We start from the raw sequence: 15,573 nt of genomic DNA, 5'->3' as shown, positions 1-15,573 counted from the left end.
CAACTCTTATATAATATCATGTCCGAACCAACTTTGCAAGCTCTTTTTTTAAGTTTCTTTCGAAGCTTATTTCATTCGCTTGCCGCACCGTGTATCTCGTGTTTTTTTGGCCGGAAATAGAATATACCATGTAGATCATACACTTGTAAAGAGTTAATTTCAAAACATATCAAATCCACGATCTAACCATATTAAGGACCTTCAATCTACAACGAACTCTTAGGTTCAATTGTATTATCCTACAGCTTGATCTTCTTTATTTAATCTGTCTTTCTTCTATATATAAGAAGGTAACTCTCTCAACTCTTATATTCGAGACGAAAGGGTTACCTTCTATAGTAGTCTATATTTATTTACGTTCTACTTTATATCCTTTATCCTCAAGCAGTTTCACGATGCCGTGATCACCCAAGTAGTGTGCCGCGCCAACAACAATGAAATATTCCTCACCTTTGCCGTTTTTCAAGTAACCATCGATTTTGTCCGCCATACCAATGTTACGATCAACCAGCATTGCTTTGTTATATTCCTCGTTAGTGGAGAAGCTGTTTGTCAGTTCAAGCAGTTGCTCGTCATTACCCGTTTTCCACATTTCAGCCATTTCATTCACACTGTTATCCAACACGTCGAAGTTTTCAATTGTCGCTTTCAGTGTTTCCTCTTGTGTTTCTTTGGAAAAGTCGTTAAACATGCCAAGTTGAGATTGATAACTCTCTAACTCAATAACTGGAAGTTTGCGTTCGATCGCTTTCTGGATGAAATACAGATCCACTCCTGCTGACGCTTCGTATCCTGCCGTTGTGGACTTCAAACTTGCAAGTGTGCTCTCTACTACCCAAGGCTTAAATGCATCCAAGGCGTTAGACTCCAGACCATTTTTCTTCAATACATCACCCAGCTTAGTATACGTTTCACTGGAAATGTGGTCTTTCAGTGTTGTTCCATCTTGATACGAACCCAGACTTAGAACCAGCTTTTGCTGCTCTTCGTCAGCGGCTTTGCTAATATCAATCTCTACCCCGAGATAATCAGCTTCCGCAAAGGCTTCTTCAAACTCCGGACGCAATGGATAGAAGCTCTCATCCGCAATATGCATGGACCCTACCAGATAGACCGTGTTGCCATTGCTTTCAACTTCCCACATGAAGCCACGTCCACCAGTTTGCGCAGTTTCAGTTGCTCCCCCTTTGGATACCAACAGCACGGTGCGCGTTGCAGCATCCCAGCGAACTTCATAACCCGCAGCATCACCGACGATGCGGATTGGCGCATACGTTACACCGTTAATCCGTGTAAGCTTGCTTTTGAGTGTAATCGTTTTGCCATCTACTACAGCCGTGATCGTATCATCTGTCGCAGTTGTTAGCTTCACGTCCATGGCATCCAGCGTAGTCCGCAGTGGAACTAATGTCGTACCTTTATCCAGGATTGGTGCTCCTGTGGCATATTTCACAGCTTGATCATTAACCTTGACGGAAGTTCCTTGTGGAGCAGCCATAGCTGGTACTGAAGATGCGAGCAAACCTACCGAGATTGTGAGAGATAAGAGCATGCGTTTCCAATTCTTCATATTATGTAATCTCCTTTATTGAATATAGTTGCCAATCCAATTTTTAATAGAATGAACATACTTAGATACTACGGTTAAAGATAGGGATTGGTGCCACTCCACAAACGGAGCAGCACTTTATCCCTGCATTACACTCATTAGATAAGAAACAATACATACGAAACCGTCATATATGTTCAATGTTAGATATTCGCAAAATCCAAGCTATTCCATGATAAATAGATACTGATCATTGCCAGGAAAAAGAACGCTACAGCAATCTTCCGATTACCCCGCAGCTTCACTCCATATGCAACGAAGAAAATAGCGATTGCTAATTTAGCGATGCTTTGGTAATAGACCTGCTCTGAAAAGGCTGAACTACTGAATACAATGGAAAGTAGCAGTGTAGTCAGGATCAATGCTTTAAACCACAGAGGTTCCCTCGAAAACTGTATATAGAACCCTTTTAACTGCTGCATGATCGTCAACCCTCTCCTGAACTCGATTTAATATAACACTACCGACACAGCACACCACTAACCACCACATCACACACCTTACCTTCAAACACTCAACCTAGATCTTATATGCCTTCATGGCTTTGAACAATTCCTTGAAGGTTGGGCGTTTACCGTACATCAACACACCTGTGCGATAGATTTTGGCTGCAAGCCATCCGAAGACGATAATGGATACAATGAGAATCGCTAAGGACGTTAGAATCTCCCAAGTTGGCGCAACTCCTGCGCCGATCCGTACCAGAATCGCTGTCGGCGACGTGAATGGAATGAAGCTTGCGATTTTCAACAAGAGAATGTTCGGCGTAGAAATACTGAAGATCGCAATATAGAAGGAAACAAGCGATAACATCGTAATCGGCAGAACAGCCTGACCGAGTTCTTCAGTACGGCTTACCATTGAACCAATGGCAGCGAACAACACGGCATACAGGAAGTAACCCAGAATGTAGAATATGAGTCCGTACACAATAACTGCACTATTCACATCACTCAGACTCATATTGAAATCACCTAATACTGCACGGTTATGCGGCAGCAAGATATTTCCGGCAACTACCGCTCCGAAGATCCCGATTTGCAGCATCCCCACCATGAAAATCCCGATGATTTTACCAAACATCTGACTGAGCGGAGATACACTCGTAATCAGAATCTCCATAATACGCGAGCTCTTCTCAGCTGTGATCTCGGAGGCAATCATGTTACCTGTCATCATCGTTGAGGTAAACAGCAGGATGATCAGCAAATACACTACAATATAGTTAATCGGGCTCATTGCACCTTTAGACTCAGTACCCGCCCCGCTCTCATCTGTACTCAAACTTTGCTCGGTGAGCTTCACAGGTGTTGTAATCAGTTCCTTCTGCTCCGCTGTGAGTACATCCTTCACAACCACATCAAGCTTCACACTCTGTAATGCCGCTTCAATGGATGCAATGATCTGAGGTGATACGTCTTCTGCTGAATATAGAATGGGCTGCGGGAACTCTTGCCCGGAAACAGATTCAAACTTCAGATAACCATCAGTAAGCCCTGCTTCCACATCCGCCGCAAGAGCAGCTTCATCTTTGTCACCACTGGCAATGAATCGATAGGCCTGATTTCCTTGAGCTGCAGAGAAGCTCTCCAATTTCTCGGAAACTTCAGGCTGCCCTGTACTCAGAAGACCGATATTTACAGGATTACTGCTTGAAGCTCCACCGATGGAACCCCCATTAAATAAGGTAATGAAATACGGGACATTGAGTCCGATTGAAATTAAAAGTGCAAGTACAATGGTCGTCACCATGAATGATTTCGTTTTAACTTTGTTTTTAAATGTAAAACCCGTAATCGTTCCCATTTTATTCATTCGACTCACCTACCTCACGAATAAAGATTTGGTTAAGCGTTGGTTCCTTCAGTTCAAAGTGTTCCACTGTCGTCTGAGTCATCGCTGTTCTCAGAATCTCTTGAGCTGCTTCCACCTGACTAATATGTATCAGGTAACCGCGCTCATTCCGCTCGACTTTCTTCACACCAGGCAACTGTTCAAGTCCTTCCACACTACCAATCGTACCCAGGAATACCTGTTCACGTGGATACCGGCTCTTGATCTCCTTGATCTCTCCTTGTACCACCGTGTTGGAACGATGCAGAATGGTGATCTGACGACACAACTCTTCAACGTGCTCCATACGGTGTGTTGAGAACAGAATGGCCGTGCCTTCGTCACGCAATTCTTTGACGGTGGACTTGAGTAATTCCACGTTGACAGGATCCAGTCCACTGAACGCTTCATCCAGAATGAGAATCTGCGGTCTATGCACTACAGCTGCGATAAAGCCCATTTTCTGCTGATTACCTTTGGATAACTCCTCGATCTTCTTATCGTAATACTCAGGTACCTCAAACCGATTCAGCCAGTACTTGAGGCTCTGATCTGCGTCCTTACCATTCATGCCACGAAGTCGTGCCAGGTAATTAATCTGTTCGCTGACTTTCACCTTCGGGTACAATCCGCGCTCTTCCGGAAGATAACCCATAATCTGTTGCAGTTCCGTATTATAGGACTTGCCGTTGTACAGGATATTCCCTCCGTCCGGGTGAATCAGTCCGAGCACCATGCGCATTGTTGTTGTTTTACCTGCACCATTGGCTCCGAGCAATCCGTAAATCTCCCCCTCTTTTACATTGAGCGTGACTCCATTAACGGCTGTTTTGTCTGCATATTGCTTGACGACTTGCTTCAATTCCAATCGGTTCATCATTTATCGTCTCCCTTCGGTTATTTCCACTGTACGGGTGCATACCCGGCAATCCAGAATGCCAGCACTTCATCCAATTCCAAGTTACGGATTTTCAATACTCGGTTATTCGACAGCTCCAGCCTTTCCTGCGCTTCGCTGACCCGGGTTGTAATTACGCGAACCAGACCGCCCTCTTCCAAAGAAGATTCCACAACACCAGGGATGCTCTCTGGCCTTAAGTCTCCTTCATACCAGACTTCCTTCCACTGATCGAGCACCATATCTTTCTCGGCCATTCCCAGTGACTGACCACGGTGCATCAATACGATGTAATCCGCAAGCCTTTTGACTTCGTCCGCAATATGTGTGGCAATCAGAATCGTGGTGTCTCCCCCCGCCATGAAGGTACGGAACTGCTCAACCATCACTTTCCAGGCAAAGGGGTCCAGTCCTGATGAAGGCTCATCCAAAAGCAATAGTCTTGGGCGAGCTGCAATTGCAGCTGCAATCTCAAATTTGCGCCGTTCTCCCTTGGACATCTTGTTCAGCTTCACATCAACAGGTACTTCCATATCATGAATCAGTTGGTCGAACAACTTCATATCCCAACGTGGGTACCAGTACGCCCGGAAATGGGCTGCTTCCTGTGCTGTTATCCGGTTCTCTTCTGAACCAGCGTTATCTGCCACAAAACCAATCTGTTGTCTCAGTTCAATGGGAAGTGGCCCATCATGTTCCTGACCAAACCATATAATCTGCCCAGCATCTGGCAGCACCACTTGCTGCAGCATGTTAAGAAGGGTGCTTTTGCCTGAACCGTTGTGACCGAGAATAGCCACTATATACCCTTCCGGGATGGTCAGATCAATTGGGCCAATAACTCTGCGTTTTCGCATTTTGGATACGCCGTTCAACTGGATTGCTATGGGTTCCACGTATGAATCACTCCCTTACTTCACGTAAATAGCCTTCAGGACTTCCCGGAACAGGCTCTCCATCTCTTCTTCCGTACAGCCTACCGATTTCCCGGACTGCACCGCTGCCTGCATCGCTTCTTGTGCGGCCTTTAATCTATAATTTTCTCTATCGCCGGCTTCTACTTGGGCCACAAATGTCCCTGTCCCCTGCTTCGTACGAAGCAAGCCTTCATTCTCCAGATCCTGATAGACCCGTCTAACCGTAATAACACTGCAATTCAGTGCTCCGGCGAACTCACGAATGGACGGCAAATGTGTTCCCTCCCCCAACTGACCCGTAATTATTAAAGATCTTAACTGATTTTCAATTTGGTGATATAAAGGTTCAGCGCTATTTTCATTAATTTGAATGGGTATTTTCACATCTTGCACCTCGCCCTCCGGTACACTCCAGTCTGTTACCTGACCGTGCCGGTTTCATCCTGTATTCGTACATAAGCTCAATTCTCATTTTAATTCAAATCCCGATGAACCAGCTTCTTCAGCGTCAAGCGACTAAACAGCCATAATCCCGCTACGCCAGCCACCAGAGCAATCCACATGATCGGGGAAAGTAGCCCCCATGATTTACTTCCATCCATTACAATCCGTAATCCGTAACTGCCTGACATTCGAATCAGTATGGATATGCCAATGGCGATGGGTATAAAAAGCGTACTGAGAAGCAAGTATTTCTTGCCACTGTTCAGAAACTCTCCGTAAATATACAATCCTGTTACCAAAAGGCCATAACCTGTACAGGTAAGGCTAAAGGCCAGGTACTGATCCCATCGGAATCCTTCGGCATGAAAGTTAACCACGTATAACGATCCGTAGAAAAAGATTCCATTGTACGTAAAAGCCATCAGAGACTGCTGTAGCCTGGACCACATCACCACTTGTTCAGGGATGGGAATTCTACGATAGTAGGCCAGCATCTGCGTATAAGAATCCTCCTGTATGTAACGGAAGGAGCGCCTGCAGAACATAAACCCTTGAAATGGCAACATGATTAAAAAGAAGGAATCCACTACTGGATTAATAATATCTGTCTGTTGTTGTCCTAAAAACATCACACCGCTCATGCCGCCAGTGTATATCATGAATAATGCAGACCATAGCCATTGGAGCCTATCCTTACTCATCTGGCTGCGGGTCAACCACCACGCCTGCTTCCATTCGTTCATATGCATGCCTGCCTTTCACCTGTCATTCACTCACTCATCTTGCTTACTGTGTTCACTGTGTTTACTGTATATATCAATATACACAGTATACAGACCAAATTCTCATCCCGTCAACCCCTAAATTTCCTGAATCAGGAAGACGGGATGGGACACTTTTCAAATTTAAGTTAAAATAAACTATAGTACCGAATCAAAGAAAGGAAGGTTACAACTATGGATTGGCTGGTTGAGTTCGGGTTTGTCCTCCTTTTCCTTATCGTCGTTATCTGGTTGGTCCTCCGGGATGAACCTCATCGTCATTCTGCCAAAAAAGGCAGACACCGCATTCGCCGTAACAACGGTTATACGGACTCTGCTTCGGGATACCCGGTCATTATGGGAGATGACTCCTACGATCGACATGCCAGACACACACCGGATCACAAACATCATGATTCGGATTCTTCATCAGGCACACATTCTCATCACAACAGCGATAGTGGTAGCAGCAACGACAGCAGTGGAGATAGCGGTGGCGGAGACAGTGGAGGTGGCGGGGATTAGACTTCATTCGGCAAACACAAAAGAAGGGCTGTACCCATTATTGTGTAAACACAATTCGGGTACAGCCCTTTGCCGTTCTCTAGCACCTGTTTACAGAAGAGGTCTTACGATTAAACGAGGTTGTAGCCACTAGGCAGACTGCGATCCCTGCGGATTGCACGAATCTGAGCCAGCGTTAACCGTTGATTGGTGGAGATCAGGGATTCCACATCATTGCCACGGATAAGATCATCCAAATCTCTCAAGTTGGTGTTGCCTCGGAAAACCCGGAATCCACCTTGGAAGTTAGGACGTGTAAACACAACCAGTGTTGCATTGGAACTTGTTGAGAAAAAGCGCAGGCTCTCCACCCCATCCAAAATATTGTCCAGGTTGCGGAGCCCCGTGTTGCCACGATAGATGCGGCTTCTCCCTCTGTAGTTCTCTTCTGAATACACGGTAAGACGTGGATACGTTTGACTGACGTTGACTGTTTTTTTCATTTTGTTTCCCCCTCTCGAAATCATTCTATGAATGAATGAGAGAGGAAGCGTGGACGAATCGTCTACTAGATTCGTCCATTTTCATATTTTCAGAAGGTTATAGTGACGCACGCCCGAGTAACCGGAGGTTATATCTATACTTTTATACGCCGAGGATAACTTCCCATACCGGACGTGTATGACCACCAGGATATAAGAGGTATAGAAGAACATACACGACAACACCCGTTAAGGCTGATCCGAACCAGATCATGGACGTGAACTTGCCCCAGCGGCGATGTGTTCCGAACTTCTTTTTGAACCCCAGAACCAGTGTAGAGATGCCGAATATCGCTGCCACTGTAGCCAGGATAATGTGAAAGATCAGAAAAATCCGATAAAAGATCTCCAGATCCGGGTCTCCGCCCCAAGCTGTATTACCCACAAACACTGTACGAGACATATAGATCACAAAGAAGATTAGAGCTGCAATCGCACCTGCTACCATGGCGGACTGATGAGCCTCACGTTTACCCCGAATAATCAGTACCCATCCAATCCCCACCAGTACTGCACTAATCACAATGAAAGAAGTACTGATCGTTGGTAGCCAAAAATACATATCCATCGTGTGTTCCCCCTCTTGTCAGAACATTACTTCATTATTTGGCAGCCGGATTGAGCGGCCCCCCTGTGTCCCCTGCAGGATACGAATCATCATCATCTTCCTGCTTCTCTTTCCGATACCATTGGAAAAAGACATAGGCCAGCATGGAGGCAAAGATCCCTTCCTGAATAAACTTCATTACAATGCCACCGACCTGCTGATCTTCCTTCGCGGAAGACAGGAAGTTGAAGAACGCAGGCCCACCGAAGGAGCGAAGTAACGCCGTAGAATCTCCAGACACACAATACCGCATTGCTTCAGCCCATACTGCCGGGTTGCTGTACGTCTGATACAATGGCTCGGACGCAAAGATAATCAATCCGCACGCAGGCGTAAGCAGCACCATATTCAGAAAAATAAAACCGATCTTGGATAACCCCGATGCTTGTCTGCCTTCTGGCAACGGATTCAGCAATGTCCACCACATGAGCATCGAGGTGATGAACAATGCAATATAATACAATCGGTGAACGGTAAAATTCAGCATGACGTAATCATGTACAATCGGTAGGTGATACAGCGAGAACAGCCCGTTAAAGAGCACTGCCGCAACGATTGGATGAGCCAGGAACGATAGCTGACGTGTAGGCAACCAGCGTACGACTCTGCGCCATACCCATATCGGCAAACCTTTCATCATCAGCGGCGGAGCTACCAGATAGGAGAACGCCATGCTCACCATGTGGAAGCTAAACATCACGTGACCAAGCAGATTAAATGGTCCAGCTTGAGCCAGATACAGGACAAACAACCCTGTAATAAACATGATTTTCTGTGCAGCACTCGCAGGTTCTGCATCCTTTATTTGCTCGCTTAAAGGTCCCACAAGTACCAGATAAGCCGCAGCAATGATTAGAAATAAAGCCAATATAAGCGGACTCCATAAATCGTTAAAGCTAAAATATTGCAACCCGAGCATACGGGAAACCTCCCCGTGACCTGATTTGGTTGTTGCCATCATTACTTTGTGAAGATTCATTCGGCAAAAAGGGGAAAAGACGGCGGCAATGCGCCGCCGCCATCTCTTTTACCACCAGACCCAATAGAGTGCCATAATGATGCACGTAAAGGCTACGAAAAAGCCAAAGGCCATGAACAGAATCGGCATCAAGTGCCCTTTGTCCTTCAAGTGCATCCAATAACCCAATTGAACGAATACTTGAAGAATAGCCATGACGAGCAAAATAATAATGATAAAGGTTGTGTTGACCCCTCCGGCAGAAGCAGCCGCAAACGCAATCAGCGTAAGAATAATGGAGAAGATAAACACCACGACGTGTTTCTGTGGCCCTTCCGTCCGGTGACGGTGTTTCACAGGCTGTTGATCTGTCTTATCCTGTGCCGACATGTGCTACCCCACCTTTCCGAGCAGGTACACGACCGTAAAGATGAACACCCATACCACGTCAATAAAGTGCCAGTACATTGCTGAGACGTATACTTTAGGTGCGGTTACGACCGTCAATCCTTTTTTGAACAGCTGACCGATAATGATTCCGATCCACACAATACCAAAAGCAACGTGGGCTCCGTGGAACCCGACCAGTGTATAGAATGCTGAACTGAATGCACTCGTGGTCATGCCAAATTCTTTATGTTTCACATACTCGTAGAACTCGTAAATTTCCAGTGCGAGAAATCCCATACCCAGTACTACCGTGATGCCAAGCCACAATGCCAATGCATCTCGCTTGCCCTTATGCATGGCCTGAATCGCGAATACACTCGTCAAACTACTGACCAGGAGAATGAACGTTGCAGCGGCCACGAGTGGCAGGTGGAACAGTTCATTCGCCGTAGGTCCATCATTGGTTTGGCCACGAAGAGCCAGGAAGGTAGCAAAGAGTGTACCGAACAGTACCGTCTCGCCGCCAAGGAACAACCAGAAGGCAATAAGCTTGTTACGGCCTTCCAGCGTTGCTTTCTCCGGTTCATGCGGCAATTTGTCGTTCACCGGTTCGGCATGTGAGGTTGTCATGTTCTAGCCCCCTTCTCATCCTGATCCTCCGGTTCAATATGCCAGCCATGATCATCATAAAGTGAACGAAGTGCCATTGCGCCAAATGTGATTACGAGACCAATAATAACTACAATATAATTGTTAAAAATGACATTCATAAATGCATTTCCGAATTCATCCTTGCTGAACATCAAGCCAAGTCCGGCGATAAAGATACCTACTGACATTACAAACGGCAACGGCGTTGCTGAAGGCATATGAATCGAACCTACAGGTTCTGCCGGTGTCATCTCCGTATGTCCTGCCATTTTTTCCTTCCAATATGCATCAATTCCGCGTACCAGCGGTGTCTGCTTGAAGTTATATTCCGGCGGCGGAGATGGAATAGACCATTCCAGTGTACGGCCGTCTTCCCACGGATCGTTTGGCGCGCCAGCCGGTTTTCTCATTGTGATTACGATGTTCACGAGGAACATGATAACCCCAACACCCATTAGAAACGCACCGACGGAGCTGACCAGATTGAGCAGGTCAAAGTCCTGATTCGGCAAATATGTAACGATCCGGCGCTGCATCCCCATCAGACCGAGGAAATGCTGTACAAAGAACGTTAATTGGAAACCGATCATAAATGTCCAGAATGTCCATTTGCCCAGTGTTTCACTGAGAATACGTCCGAACATCTTCGGCCACCAGTAATGTAATCCTGAGAACAATCCAAGTACGAGTCCCCCTACAATAACGTAGTGGAAGTGGGCTACAACAAAGTACGTATCATGGAACTGGAAGTCTGCCGGAGCAGATGCAAGCATAACGCCTGTAACGCCACCCATAACGAAGGTTGGGACAAAACCAACTGCAAACAGGTTTGCCGCTGTAAAACGGATCTGTCCACCCCACATCGTAAAGAGCCAGTTAAAGATTTTGATCCCGGTAGGTACGGCAATCAACATCGTGGAGATGGAGAAAAGCGCGTTGGCTACATTACCCAGACCTGTTGTAAACATGTGATGCGCCCATACCATGAAGCCCAGGAAGGCAATCAGGATGGTGGCAAATACCATGGAGCTGTATCCGAACAACCGTTTACGCGAGAAGGTCGGGATAACCTCCGAGATGATACCAAATGCCGGCAAAATCAGAATGTATACTTCCGGGTGCCCGAAGATCCAGAAGATGTGCTGCCAGAGTACCGGGTTACCGCCACCTGCGACATCGAAGAAATTCGCTCCCAGTATACGGTCAAACGTCAAAAGTACAAGCCCTACCGTGATGGCAGGAAACGCAAAAAGGATAATGGCAGATGTAATAAATGTTGTCCATGTAAACATTGGCATCCGCATGTAGGACATGCCTGGAGCACGCATAGTAATAATCGTTGCGAGAAAGTTAATGCCCCCGATGAGCGTTCCCAGACCCGCGATCTGAAGGCCGATGGTGTAGAAATCCACACCATGCGTTCCACTGTACTCACTGCCCGAAAGCGGCGTATATGAGGTCCAGCCTGCATCCGGCGCTCCACCCATAACCCAGCTCAGGTTCAGCAGTAACCCACCAAACAGGAACGTCCAGAAACCCAGCGCGTTAAGAAACGGGAAAGCAACGTCCCGTGCCCCGATCTGCAAAGGCACGACAGCATTCATAATGGCAAATATAAGTGGCATGACACCAAGGAAAATCATTGTAGTTCCATGCATTGTAATCAATTCGTTGAAGACCTGTGCCGATACAAAATCATTCATAGGCTTCATCAGTTGAATCCGAATCAAAATGGCTTCAATGCCGCCGATTCCAAAGAAAAATCCACCCGCAACCAAATAGAGAATGGCGATTTTTTTGTGATCGACGGTGGTGATCCAATCCATCAAGCCCCTGTACCTCTTGACGCTATGCGCATGAGCCAAGGTTGTGTACCCCCTTCTTCGTCCTTGCTGTTCTATTCATAGTCCAATTTGTAGTTGGCCAGATATTCGGCAATTCCGTCGATTTCTTCATCCGTCAACCCAAGATCTTTGGGATTCGGCATGGTATTGCCCGGCTTCACGGATTGTGGATCATGGAGCCATTCTTTCATGTTATCCAGTACCGGACTACCTTCTTCCTGTCCCTCGCGAGAATTCAGCAAAATGCCTGCGACAGATTCCTTGCCGCCGATTCCCGTCAGGTTAGGTGCAACCGGTCCACCTTGATCACCAACAGCGTGGCAAGAAAGGCAGTTTGTTTTGAACTTTTCGGCCAATTGAGTATCTTCAGGAAGGACTGCGGGTGCTTTCATCTGGTTCACCCATCTGTCAAACGATTCCTGACTCACTGCTTTTACCTTAAACTCCATGAAAGCATGTGATCTGCCACATAACTCGGCACATTTACCGCGGTAAACGCCTTCATTCGGTGCAGAGAAACTGAACTTGTTAAGTGTTCCATCCGGGTTTGTGTCCATTTTGCCCGCAAGTGACGGCACCCAGAAGGAGTGAAGCACGTCAGCGGTTTTTAATTCGAATGCGATTTTGGTTCCGGTCGGGATGATGAGATCTTGAGCGGTGGTTACGTCATATTGAGGATAAGTGAATTCCCACCAGTACTGATGCGAGGTGACTTGGACCTTAAGTGCGTTTTTGTCATTGGACAGATCTTCGCCTTGGGCAAAAATCGTTTGGACCGTCGGTACTGCCAGAACAATAACCAGCAATAACGGAATGGCTGTCCATATTACTTCCAGCTTGAAATTACCTTCAACCTGTTCGGGCATCTCAGTCTGCCCGGCTCGTCTACGAAACCGGATCAGAACGTAGGCCGCTATGGCAAATACAATGATGAGCACCACGATCATAATCGCGATGGATAACTTCATCAGATCATATTGGCCTTGCGCTACAGGACCCTGAGGTTTCATTACCGACAAGTCTTCCCGCCCGCATGCGGATAGCAGCAAAGAGAACACCGCCAGCAAGGGGAGAATTCGCTTTGCAACCTGCCACTGTTTCATCATTGATCTACCCCACTTTTTTACGTTTTCGTAGATTACCGTTGTCGTTCGGTAGAAAGGCAACAAAAGGTACGTTTCAGCACGATACGCATAATCCTCTTCATCATACAGAACGCTTCCAAAAATAACGCTTCCAGTACTCCCGTGATTTCCTGCTCAGGGCATGTCTGCGCATTCTTCCAATTCATTCTATATGCTTCAATCACTTATTAAATATAAGTTGAGGGTATGATTTTGTCAATCTTTGGACACATGTTCACAAATTGTTCACTTTATGTAAAAAACCGCTCTGCAACTTGATTTGCAAACGATTTCAGTTAAAAGTATTACACTCTACATTTGAAAATTTTTGCCAAATTTCGGTGATAAAACTCGATTTATTGGTGATTTTTCTCACATTGAAAACATGTGCTATTATGCAAAAAAAAGATCAGAATTTATGGAAAACCTCTTCCATATCCATTCAGAAGACATGCCTATCGCTCCATACCGCTATCTTCAAGCTCAAAACAGCATGGAGCATGTCGGAGAAAGTTCAACTCAAGTCCTCTTCTTCACTGACTTCATCTCACGTGCCATCGGTCAGAATCAAGGGGCCATTCCCAGTAATCGCAACCGTATGCTCATACTGGACCCCCCAGCTGCCATCTACCGTCCTTACCGTCCATCCATCTTCATCCCACACAACGGCCCCGGAACTGCCTTTTGTAAAGATGGGTTCAATCGTAATAACCATGCCCTCTGTCAGCATCGTGCCCGTTCTGCGTTTGCCATAAGGCAACACATTTGGGGGTTCATGAATATATTGACCAATTCCATGACCAATGAGAGGCTTCACAATACCGTACCGATACAACCTGGCTGTTCGTTCAATGGCACTTCCAATATCTCCGAGTGTATTTCCTGGAACTGCCTGGGCAATCGCCCGCTCAAGGGCCTTCTCCGTTCGTCTCATCAGCTTGCGAATGGATCTGCTTGTTTCACCAATTCCATATGTCCAGGCCGAGTCAGCAAGCCAGCCGTCTTTGTTCACCACCATATCGATGGTCACTACATCCCCGCTCGCCAGCTCCTCTTCCCCAGGAAATCCGTGGCAGACCACTTCATTAACAGAGGCACATGTCGCGTACGGATATCCTTTGTACCCTTTTTGCTCCGGTGTGGCTCCTCGTACTGCCAGAAACTCTTCCACCCGCTCATTAATCTCTGCTGTCGTGATACCGGGGATCATCCACTGCTCAATATGCTGGTGACAACTTCGCAAAATTCGGCCAGCTTCCCGCATGTAGCCAATCTCTTCTTTGGTTTTCAAAATAGGGTCCACATGCATTCATCCTTCCCGCTGTAGGTGTACTCCCATATATATGCAGCAGGAACGCAAAAAAAACCGCCTGCCGGAGCTTATCGCCCGGGAGACGGTTCTATTCATTATCGGAACAGTATAATCAGAGTTGTGTGTTGTTTCAGGACACGGAAGAATCCATCTTGACAAGCTCATGCTCAACCACAGAAGTCAATTCTTCCTCGTATCCACCCGTAATCCGGTATTTTCTCACGTACTCCTTCACGAATTTTTTTGGATCTTTAGGACGGAAAATCCGAGTCATTTCCCTCAAACTTTCTTTGACCTCATTGTGACCTTTCGTTGCCATTGTAATTCCCTCCCAAAACGTTGAAAGTGAATGCTCCGTTTAGAGAATGCCGAATAAGTCTTAAATGCCATCCATGAAGTTGTGTGCGCGGCTTAAAGCAAGCTTTAGGTCGGGAACCTCGCTAGAAAGCAAGTACCTGACACTATAAATACCCGATATGATTCGGAATGAATCATAATCTTATTGTAGCATATTCGGAAGTATCTTACGACTTGACGATTTCCTCTAATAAATATAACGGTTTTCAAGCCCAAAAAGTTTAATTCCGAATCATATGTTATGAATGCCGCCATTCTATACGGAATTAATATATCCAGCATAACACTGAACTATTCGGGGGATATTATCACGGACAACCCATACAGTTAAATTACTGGTATCCAAAGGAGGCGTCGTCTCATGGACCGCAAAGAACAGGATATGCTGCCCCTTTCGCATGAAAAGGTGGAAGTAGACGGAGTTTACATTAACGAAGCCGGACGAGAGGAACATCTTCACCGGGGGCAACACTTCCCGTCTGACCCCGTTCTAGGCAAGTCGGAATGGAAACTGACCGAATATGCATTTGATAATCATCATGAAGGACGAACCGATGAACGTTTGGTTCCCAAAGAAAACGACACCGATAAAAAAGGCAAGATCGACAGCCCACGCAGACAGTTTCAGGGTGGGTAGTGATTATTTTTGTTAGAAGTACCGAGTTCTTCATCCGGACAGGGGCAGATCATGCTGTAACTCAGCTGATCCTGTCCCTGTTTCTTGTTTTTGACTGTTCTTTCACTCCATCCTATTATAGGCAAATAAATTCATCGGTTCAGTTCTGTCCACCTCTCTCATAACCTAGTTAAAAAGGTCAAAGG

General features: G+C 46.2%; 18 protein-coding genes. 2 read left to right on the top strand and 16 right to left on the bottom strand.

Features of this window, described 5'->3' with window-relative positions; translation table 11 throughout:
- Positions 1-349 precede the first annotated feature (349 nt).
- The 7 genes from MKZ13_RS03040 to MKZ13_RS03010 form a co-directional block, all read right to left on the bottom strand.
- The gene (locus tag MKZ13_RS03040; RefSeq protein WP_339181654.1) at positions 350-1,570 is read right to left on the bottom strand and encodes a TraB/GumN family protein; all 1,221 of its coding nucleotides are present in this window, start codon (positions 1,568-1,570) and stop codon (positions 350-352) included.
- Positions 1,571-1,752: 182 nt separating this feature from the next.
- Positions 1,753-2,031 carry a hypothetical protein gene (locus tag MKZ13_RS03035; protein ID WP_339181650.1) on the bottom strand — a complete coding sequence of 93 codons (279 nt, stop codon included), beginning with the start codon at positions 2,029-2,031 and terminating at the stop codon, positions 1,753-1,755.
- Positions 2,032-2,128: 97 nt separating this feature from the next.
- A complete protein-coding gene (locus tag MKZ13_RS03030) occupies positions 2,129-3,424 on the bottom strand; it encodes an ABC transporter permease (protein ID WP_339181648.1) in 1,296 nt (431 codons plus the stop codon).
- Entirely contained in the window at positions 3,417-4,319 is a 903-nt protein-coding gene (locus MKZ13_RS03025; protein WP_339185312.1) for an ATP-binding cassette domain-containing protein, read from the bottom strand. The genes MKZ13_RS03030 and MKZ13_RS03025 overlap by 8 nt, the downstream gene beginning before the upstream one ends.
- Positions 4,320-4,339: 20 nt before the next feature.
- Positions 4,340-5,236, bottom strand: coding sequence for an ABC transporter ATP-binding protein (locus MKZ13_RS03020; RefSeq protein ID WP_091038346.1), 897 nt, complete (start codon positions 5,234-5,236; stop codon positions 4,340-4,342).
- 15 nt (positions 5,237-5,251) lie between these two features.
- The gene (locus MKZ13_RS03015; RefSeq protein WP_036613231.1) at positions 5,252-5,641 is read right to left on the bottom strand and encodes a GntR family transcriptional regulator; all 390 of its coding nucleotides are present in this window, start codon (positions 5,639-5,641) and stop codon (positions 5,252-5,254) included.
- Between the two features lie 89 nt (positions 5,642-5,730).
- Positions 5,731-6,444: a hypothetical protein gene (locus tag MKZ13_RS03010; protein ID WP_339181646.1), complete on the bottom strand. Its 714-nt coding sequence runs from the start codon at positions 6,442-6,444 to the stop codon at positions 5,731-5,733.
- Between the two features lie 213 nt (positions 6,445-6,657).
- Here MKZ13_RS03010 and MKZ13_RS03005 point away from each other — a divergent pair, with 213 nt between their 5' ends.
- Entirely contained in the window at positions 6,658-6,987 is a 330-nt protein-coding gene (locus tag MKZ13_RS03005) for a hypothetical protein (RefSeq protein ID WP_339181643.1), read from the top strand.
- Positions 6,988-7,097: 110 nt separating this feature from the next.
- On the opposite strand, the gene MKZ13_RS03000 is transcribed toward MKZ13_RS03005, so the two are convergent.
- The 9 genes from MKZ13_RS03000 to MKZ13_RS02960 all read right to left on the bottom strand — a co-directional run bounded on the left by MKZ13_RS03000 (position 7,098) and on the right by MKZ13_RS02960 (position 14,713).
- Positions 7,098-7,469: a hypothetical protein gene (locus MKZ13_RS03000; protein ID WP_036613171.1), complete on the bottom strand. Its 372-nt coding sequence runs from the start codon at positions 7,467-7,469 to the stop codon at positions 7,098-7,100.
- Positions 7,470-7,611: 142 nt separating this feature from the next.
- A complete protein-coding gene (locus tag MKZ13_RS02995; RefSeq protein WP_036613174.1) occupies positions 7,612-8,076 on the bottom strand; it encodes a DUF420 domain-containing protein in 465 nt (154 codons plus the stop codon).
- Positions 8,077-8,110: 34 nt separating this feature from the next.
- Complete coding sequence (ctaG, locus tag MKZ13_RS02990) at positions 8,111-9,034, bottom strand: cytochrome c oxidase assembly factor CtaG (protein ID WP_339185310.1); 924 nt, start codon at positions 9,032-9,034, stop codon at positions 8,111-8,113.
- Positions 9,035-9,142: 108 nt separating this feature from the next.
- Positions 9,143-9,463: a cytochrome C oxidase subunit IV family protein gene (locus MKZ13_RS02985; protein ID WP_036613178.1), complete on the bottom strand. Its 321-nt coding sequence runs from the start codon at positions 9,461-9,463 to the stop codon at positions 9,143-9,145.
- Between the two features lie 3 nt (positions 9,464-9,466).
- Positions 9,467-10,093 (bottom strand): cytochrome c oxidase subunit 3, encoded by a 627-nt coding sequence (locus MKZ13_RS02980; RefSeq protein WP_047840264.1) that lies wholly within the window; start codon positions 10,091-10,093, stop codon positions 9,467-9,469.
- Positions 10,090-11,979: a cytochrome c oxidase subunit I gene (gene ctaD, locus MKZ13_RS02975; protein ID WP_091038336.1), complete on the bottom strand. Its 1,890-nt coding sequence runs from the start codon at positions 11,977-11,979 to the stop codon at positions 10,090-10,092. Before ctaD ends, MKZ13_RS02980 begins: the two co-directional genes overlap by 4 nt.
- A 32-nt stretch (positions 11,980-12,011) precedes the next feature.
- Entirely contained in the window at positions 12,012-13,064 is a 1,053-nt protein-coding gene (coxB, locus tag MKZ13_RS02970) for a cytochrome c oxidase subunit II (protein WP_047840266.1), read from the bottom strand.
- Between the two features lie 565 nt (positions 13,065-13,629).
- On the bottom strand, positions 13,630-14,391 hold the full coding sequence (gene map / locus MKZ13_RS02965; protein ID WP_076215505.1) for a type I methionyl aminopeptidase: 762 nt from the start codon (positions 14,389-14,391) through the stop codon (positions 13,630-13,632).
- A gap of 133 nt (positions 14,392-14,524) precedes the next feature.
- The gene (locus tag MKZ13_RS02960) at positions 14,525-14,713 is read right to left on the bottom strand and encodes a hypothetical protein (RefSeq protein ID WP_017690840.1); all 189 of its coding nucleotides are present in this window, start codon (positions 14,711-14,713) and stop codon (positions 14,525-14,527) included.
- Between the two features lie 399 nt (positions 14,714-15,112).
- Between MKZ13_RS02960 and MKZ13_RS02955 the strand changes: the two genes are divergently transcribed.
- Positions 15,113-15,388 (top strand): transposase, encoded by a 276-nt coding sequence (locus MKZ13_RS02955; protein ID WP_221825736.1) that lies wholly within the window; start codon positions 15,113-15,115, stop codon positions 15,386-15,388.
- Positions 15,389-15,573 lie beyond the last annotated feature (185 nt).

The sequence above is a fragment of the Paenibacillus sp. FSL R5-0701 genome (assembly GCF_037973995.1).
Classification (GTDB): Bacteria; Bacillota; Bacilli; order Paenibacillales; family Paenibacillaceae; genus Paenibacillus.
This window is presented reverse-complemented; position numbering and strand designations above follow the sequence as displayed.

Bases quoted from the DNA above. Each gene is read 5' to 3' on its own strand.
- MKZ13_RS03010 (WP_339181646.1), bottom strand. From the start codon at position 6,444: ATGAACGAATGGAAGCAGGCGTGGTGGTTGACCCGCAGCCAGATGAGT.
- MKZ13_RS03040 (WP_339181654.1), bottom strand. From the start codon at position 1,570: ATGAAGAATTGGAAACGCATGCTCTTATCTCTCACAATCTCGGTAGGT.
- MKZ13_RS02995 (WP_036613174.1), bottom strand. From the start codon at position 8,076: ATGGATATGTATTTTTGGCTACCAACGATCAGTACTTCTTTCATTGTG.
- MKZ13_RS03025 (WP_339185312.1), bottom strand. From the start codon at position 4,319: ATGAACCGATTGGAATTGAAGCAAGTCGTCAAGCAATATGCAGACAAA.
- MKZ13_RS02980 (WP_047840264.1), bottom strand. From the start codon at position 10,093: ATGACAACCTCACATGCCGAACCGGTGAACGACAAATTGCCGCATGAA.
- MKZ13_RS03035 (WP_339181650.1), bottom strand. From the start codon at position 2,031: ATGCAGCAGTTAAAAGGGTTCTATATACAGTTTTCGAGGGAACCTCTG.
- MKZ13_RS03030 (WP_339181648.1), bottom strand. From the start codon at position 3,424: ATGAATAAAATGGGAACGATTACGGGTTTTACATTTAAAAACAAAGTT.
- MKZ13_RS02985 (WP_036613178.1), bottom strand. From the start codon at position 9,463: ATGTCGGCACAGGATAAGACAGATCAACAGCCTGTGAAACACCGTCAC.
- MKZ13_RS03000 (WP_036613171.1), bottom strand. From the start codon at position 7,469: ATGAAAAAAACAGTCAACGTCAGTCAAACGTATCCACGTCTTACCGTG.
- MKZ13_RS02955 (WP_221825736.1), top strand. From the start codon at position 15,113: ATGGACCGCAAAGAACAGGATATGCTGCCCCTTTCGCATGAAAAGGTG.
- coxB (WP_047840266.1), bottom strand. From the start codon at position 13,064: ATGATGAAACAGTGGCAGGTTGCAAAGCGAATTCTCCCCTTGCTGGCG.
- ctaG (WP_339185310.1), bottom strand. From the start codon at position 9,034: ATGCTCGGGTTGCAATATTTTAGCTTTAACGATTTATGGAGTCCGCTT.
- map (WP_076215505.1), bottom strand. From the start codon at position 14,391: ATGCATGTGGACCCTATTTTGAAAACCAAAGAAGAGATTGGCTACATG.
- MKZ13_RS02960 (WP_017690840.1), bottom strand. From the start codon at position 14,713: ATGGCAACGAAAGGTCACAATGAGGTCAAAGAAAGTTTGAGGGAAATG.
- MKZ13_RS03005 (WP_339181643.1), top strand. From the start codon at position 6,658: ATGGATTGGCTGGTTGAGTTCGGGTTTGTCCTCCTTTTCCTTATCGTC.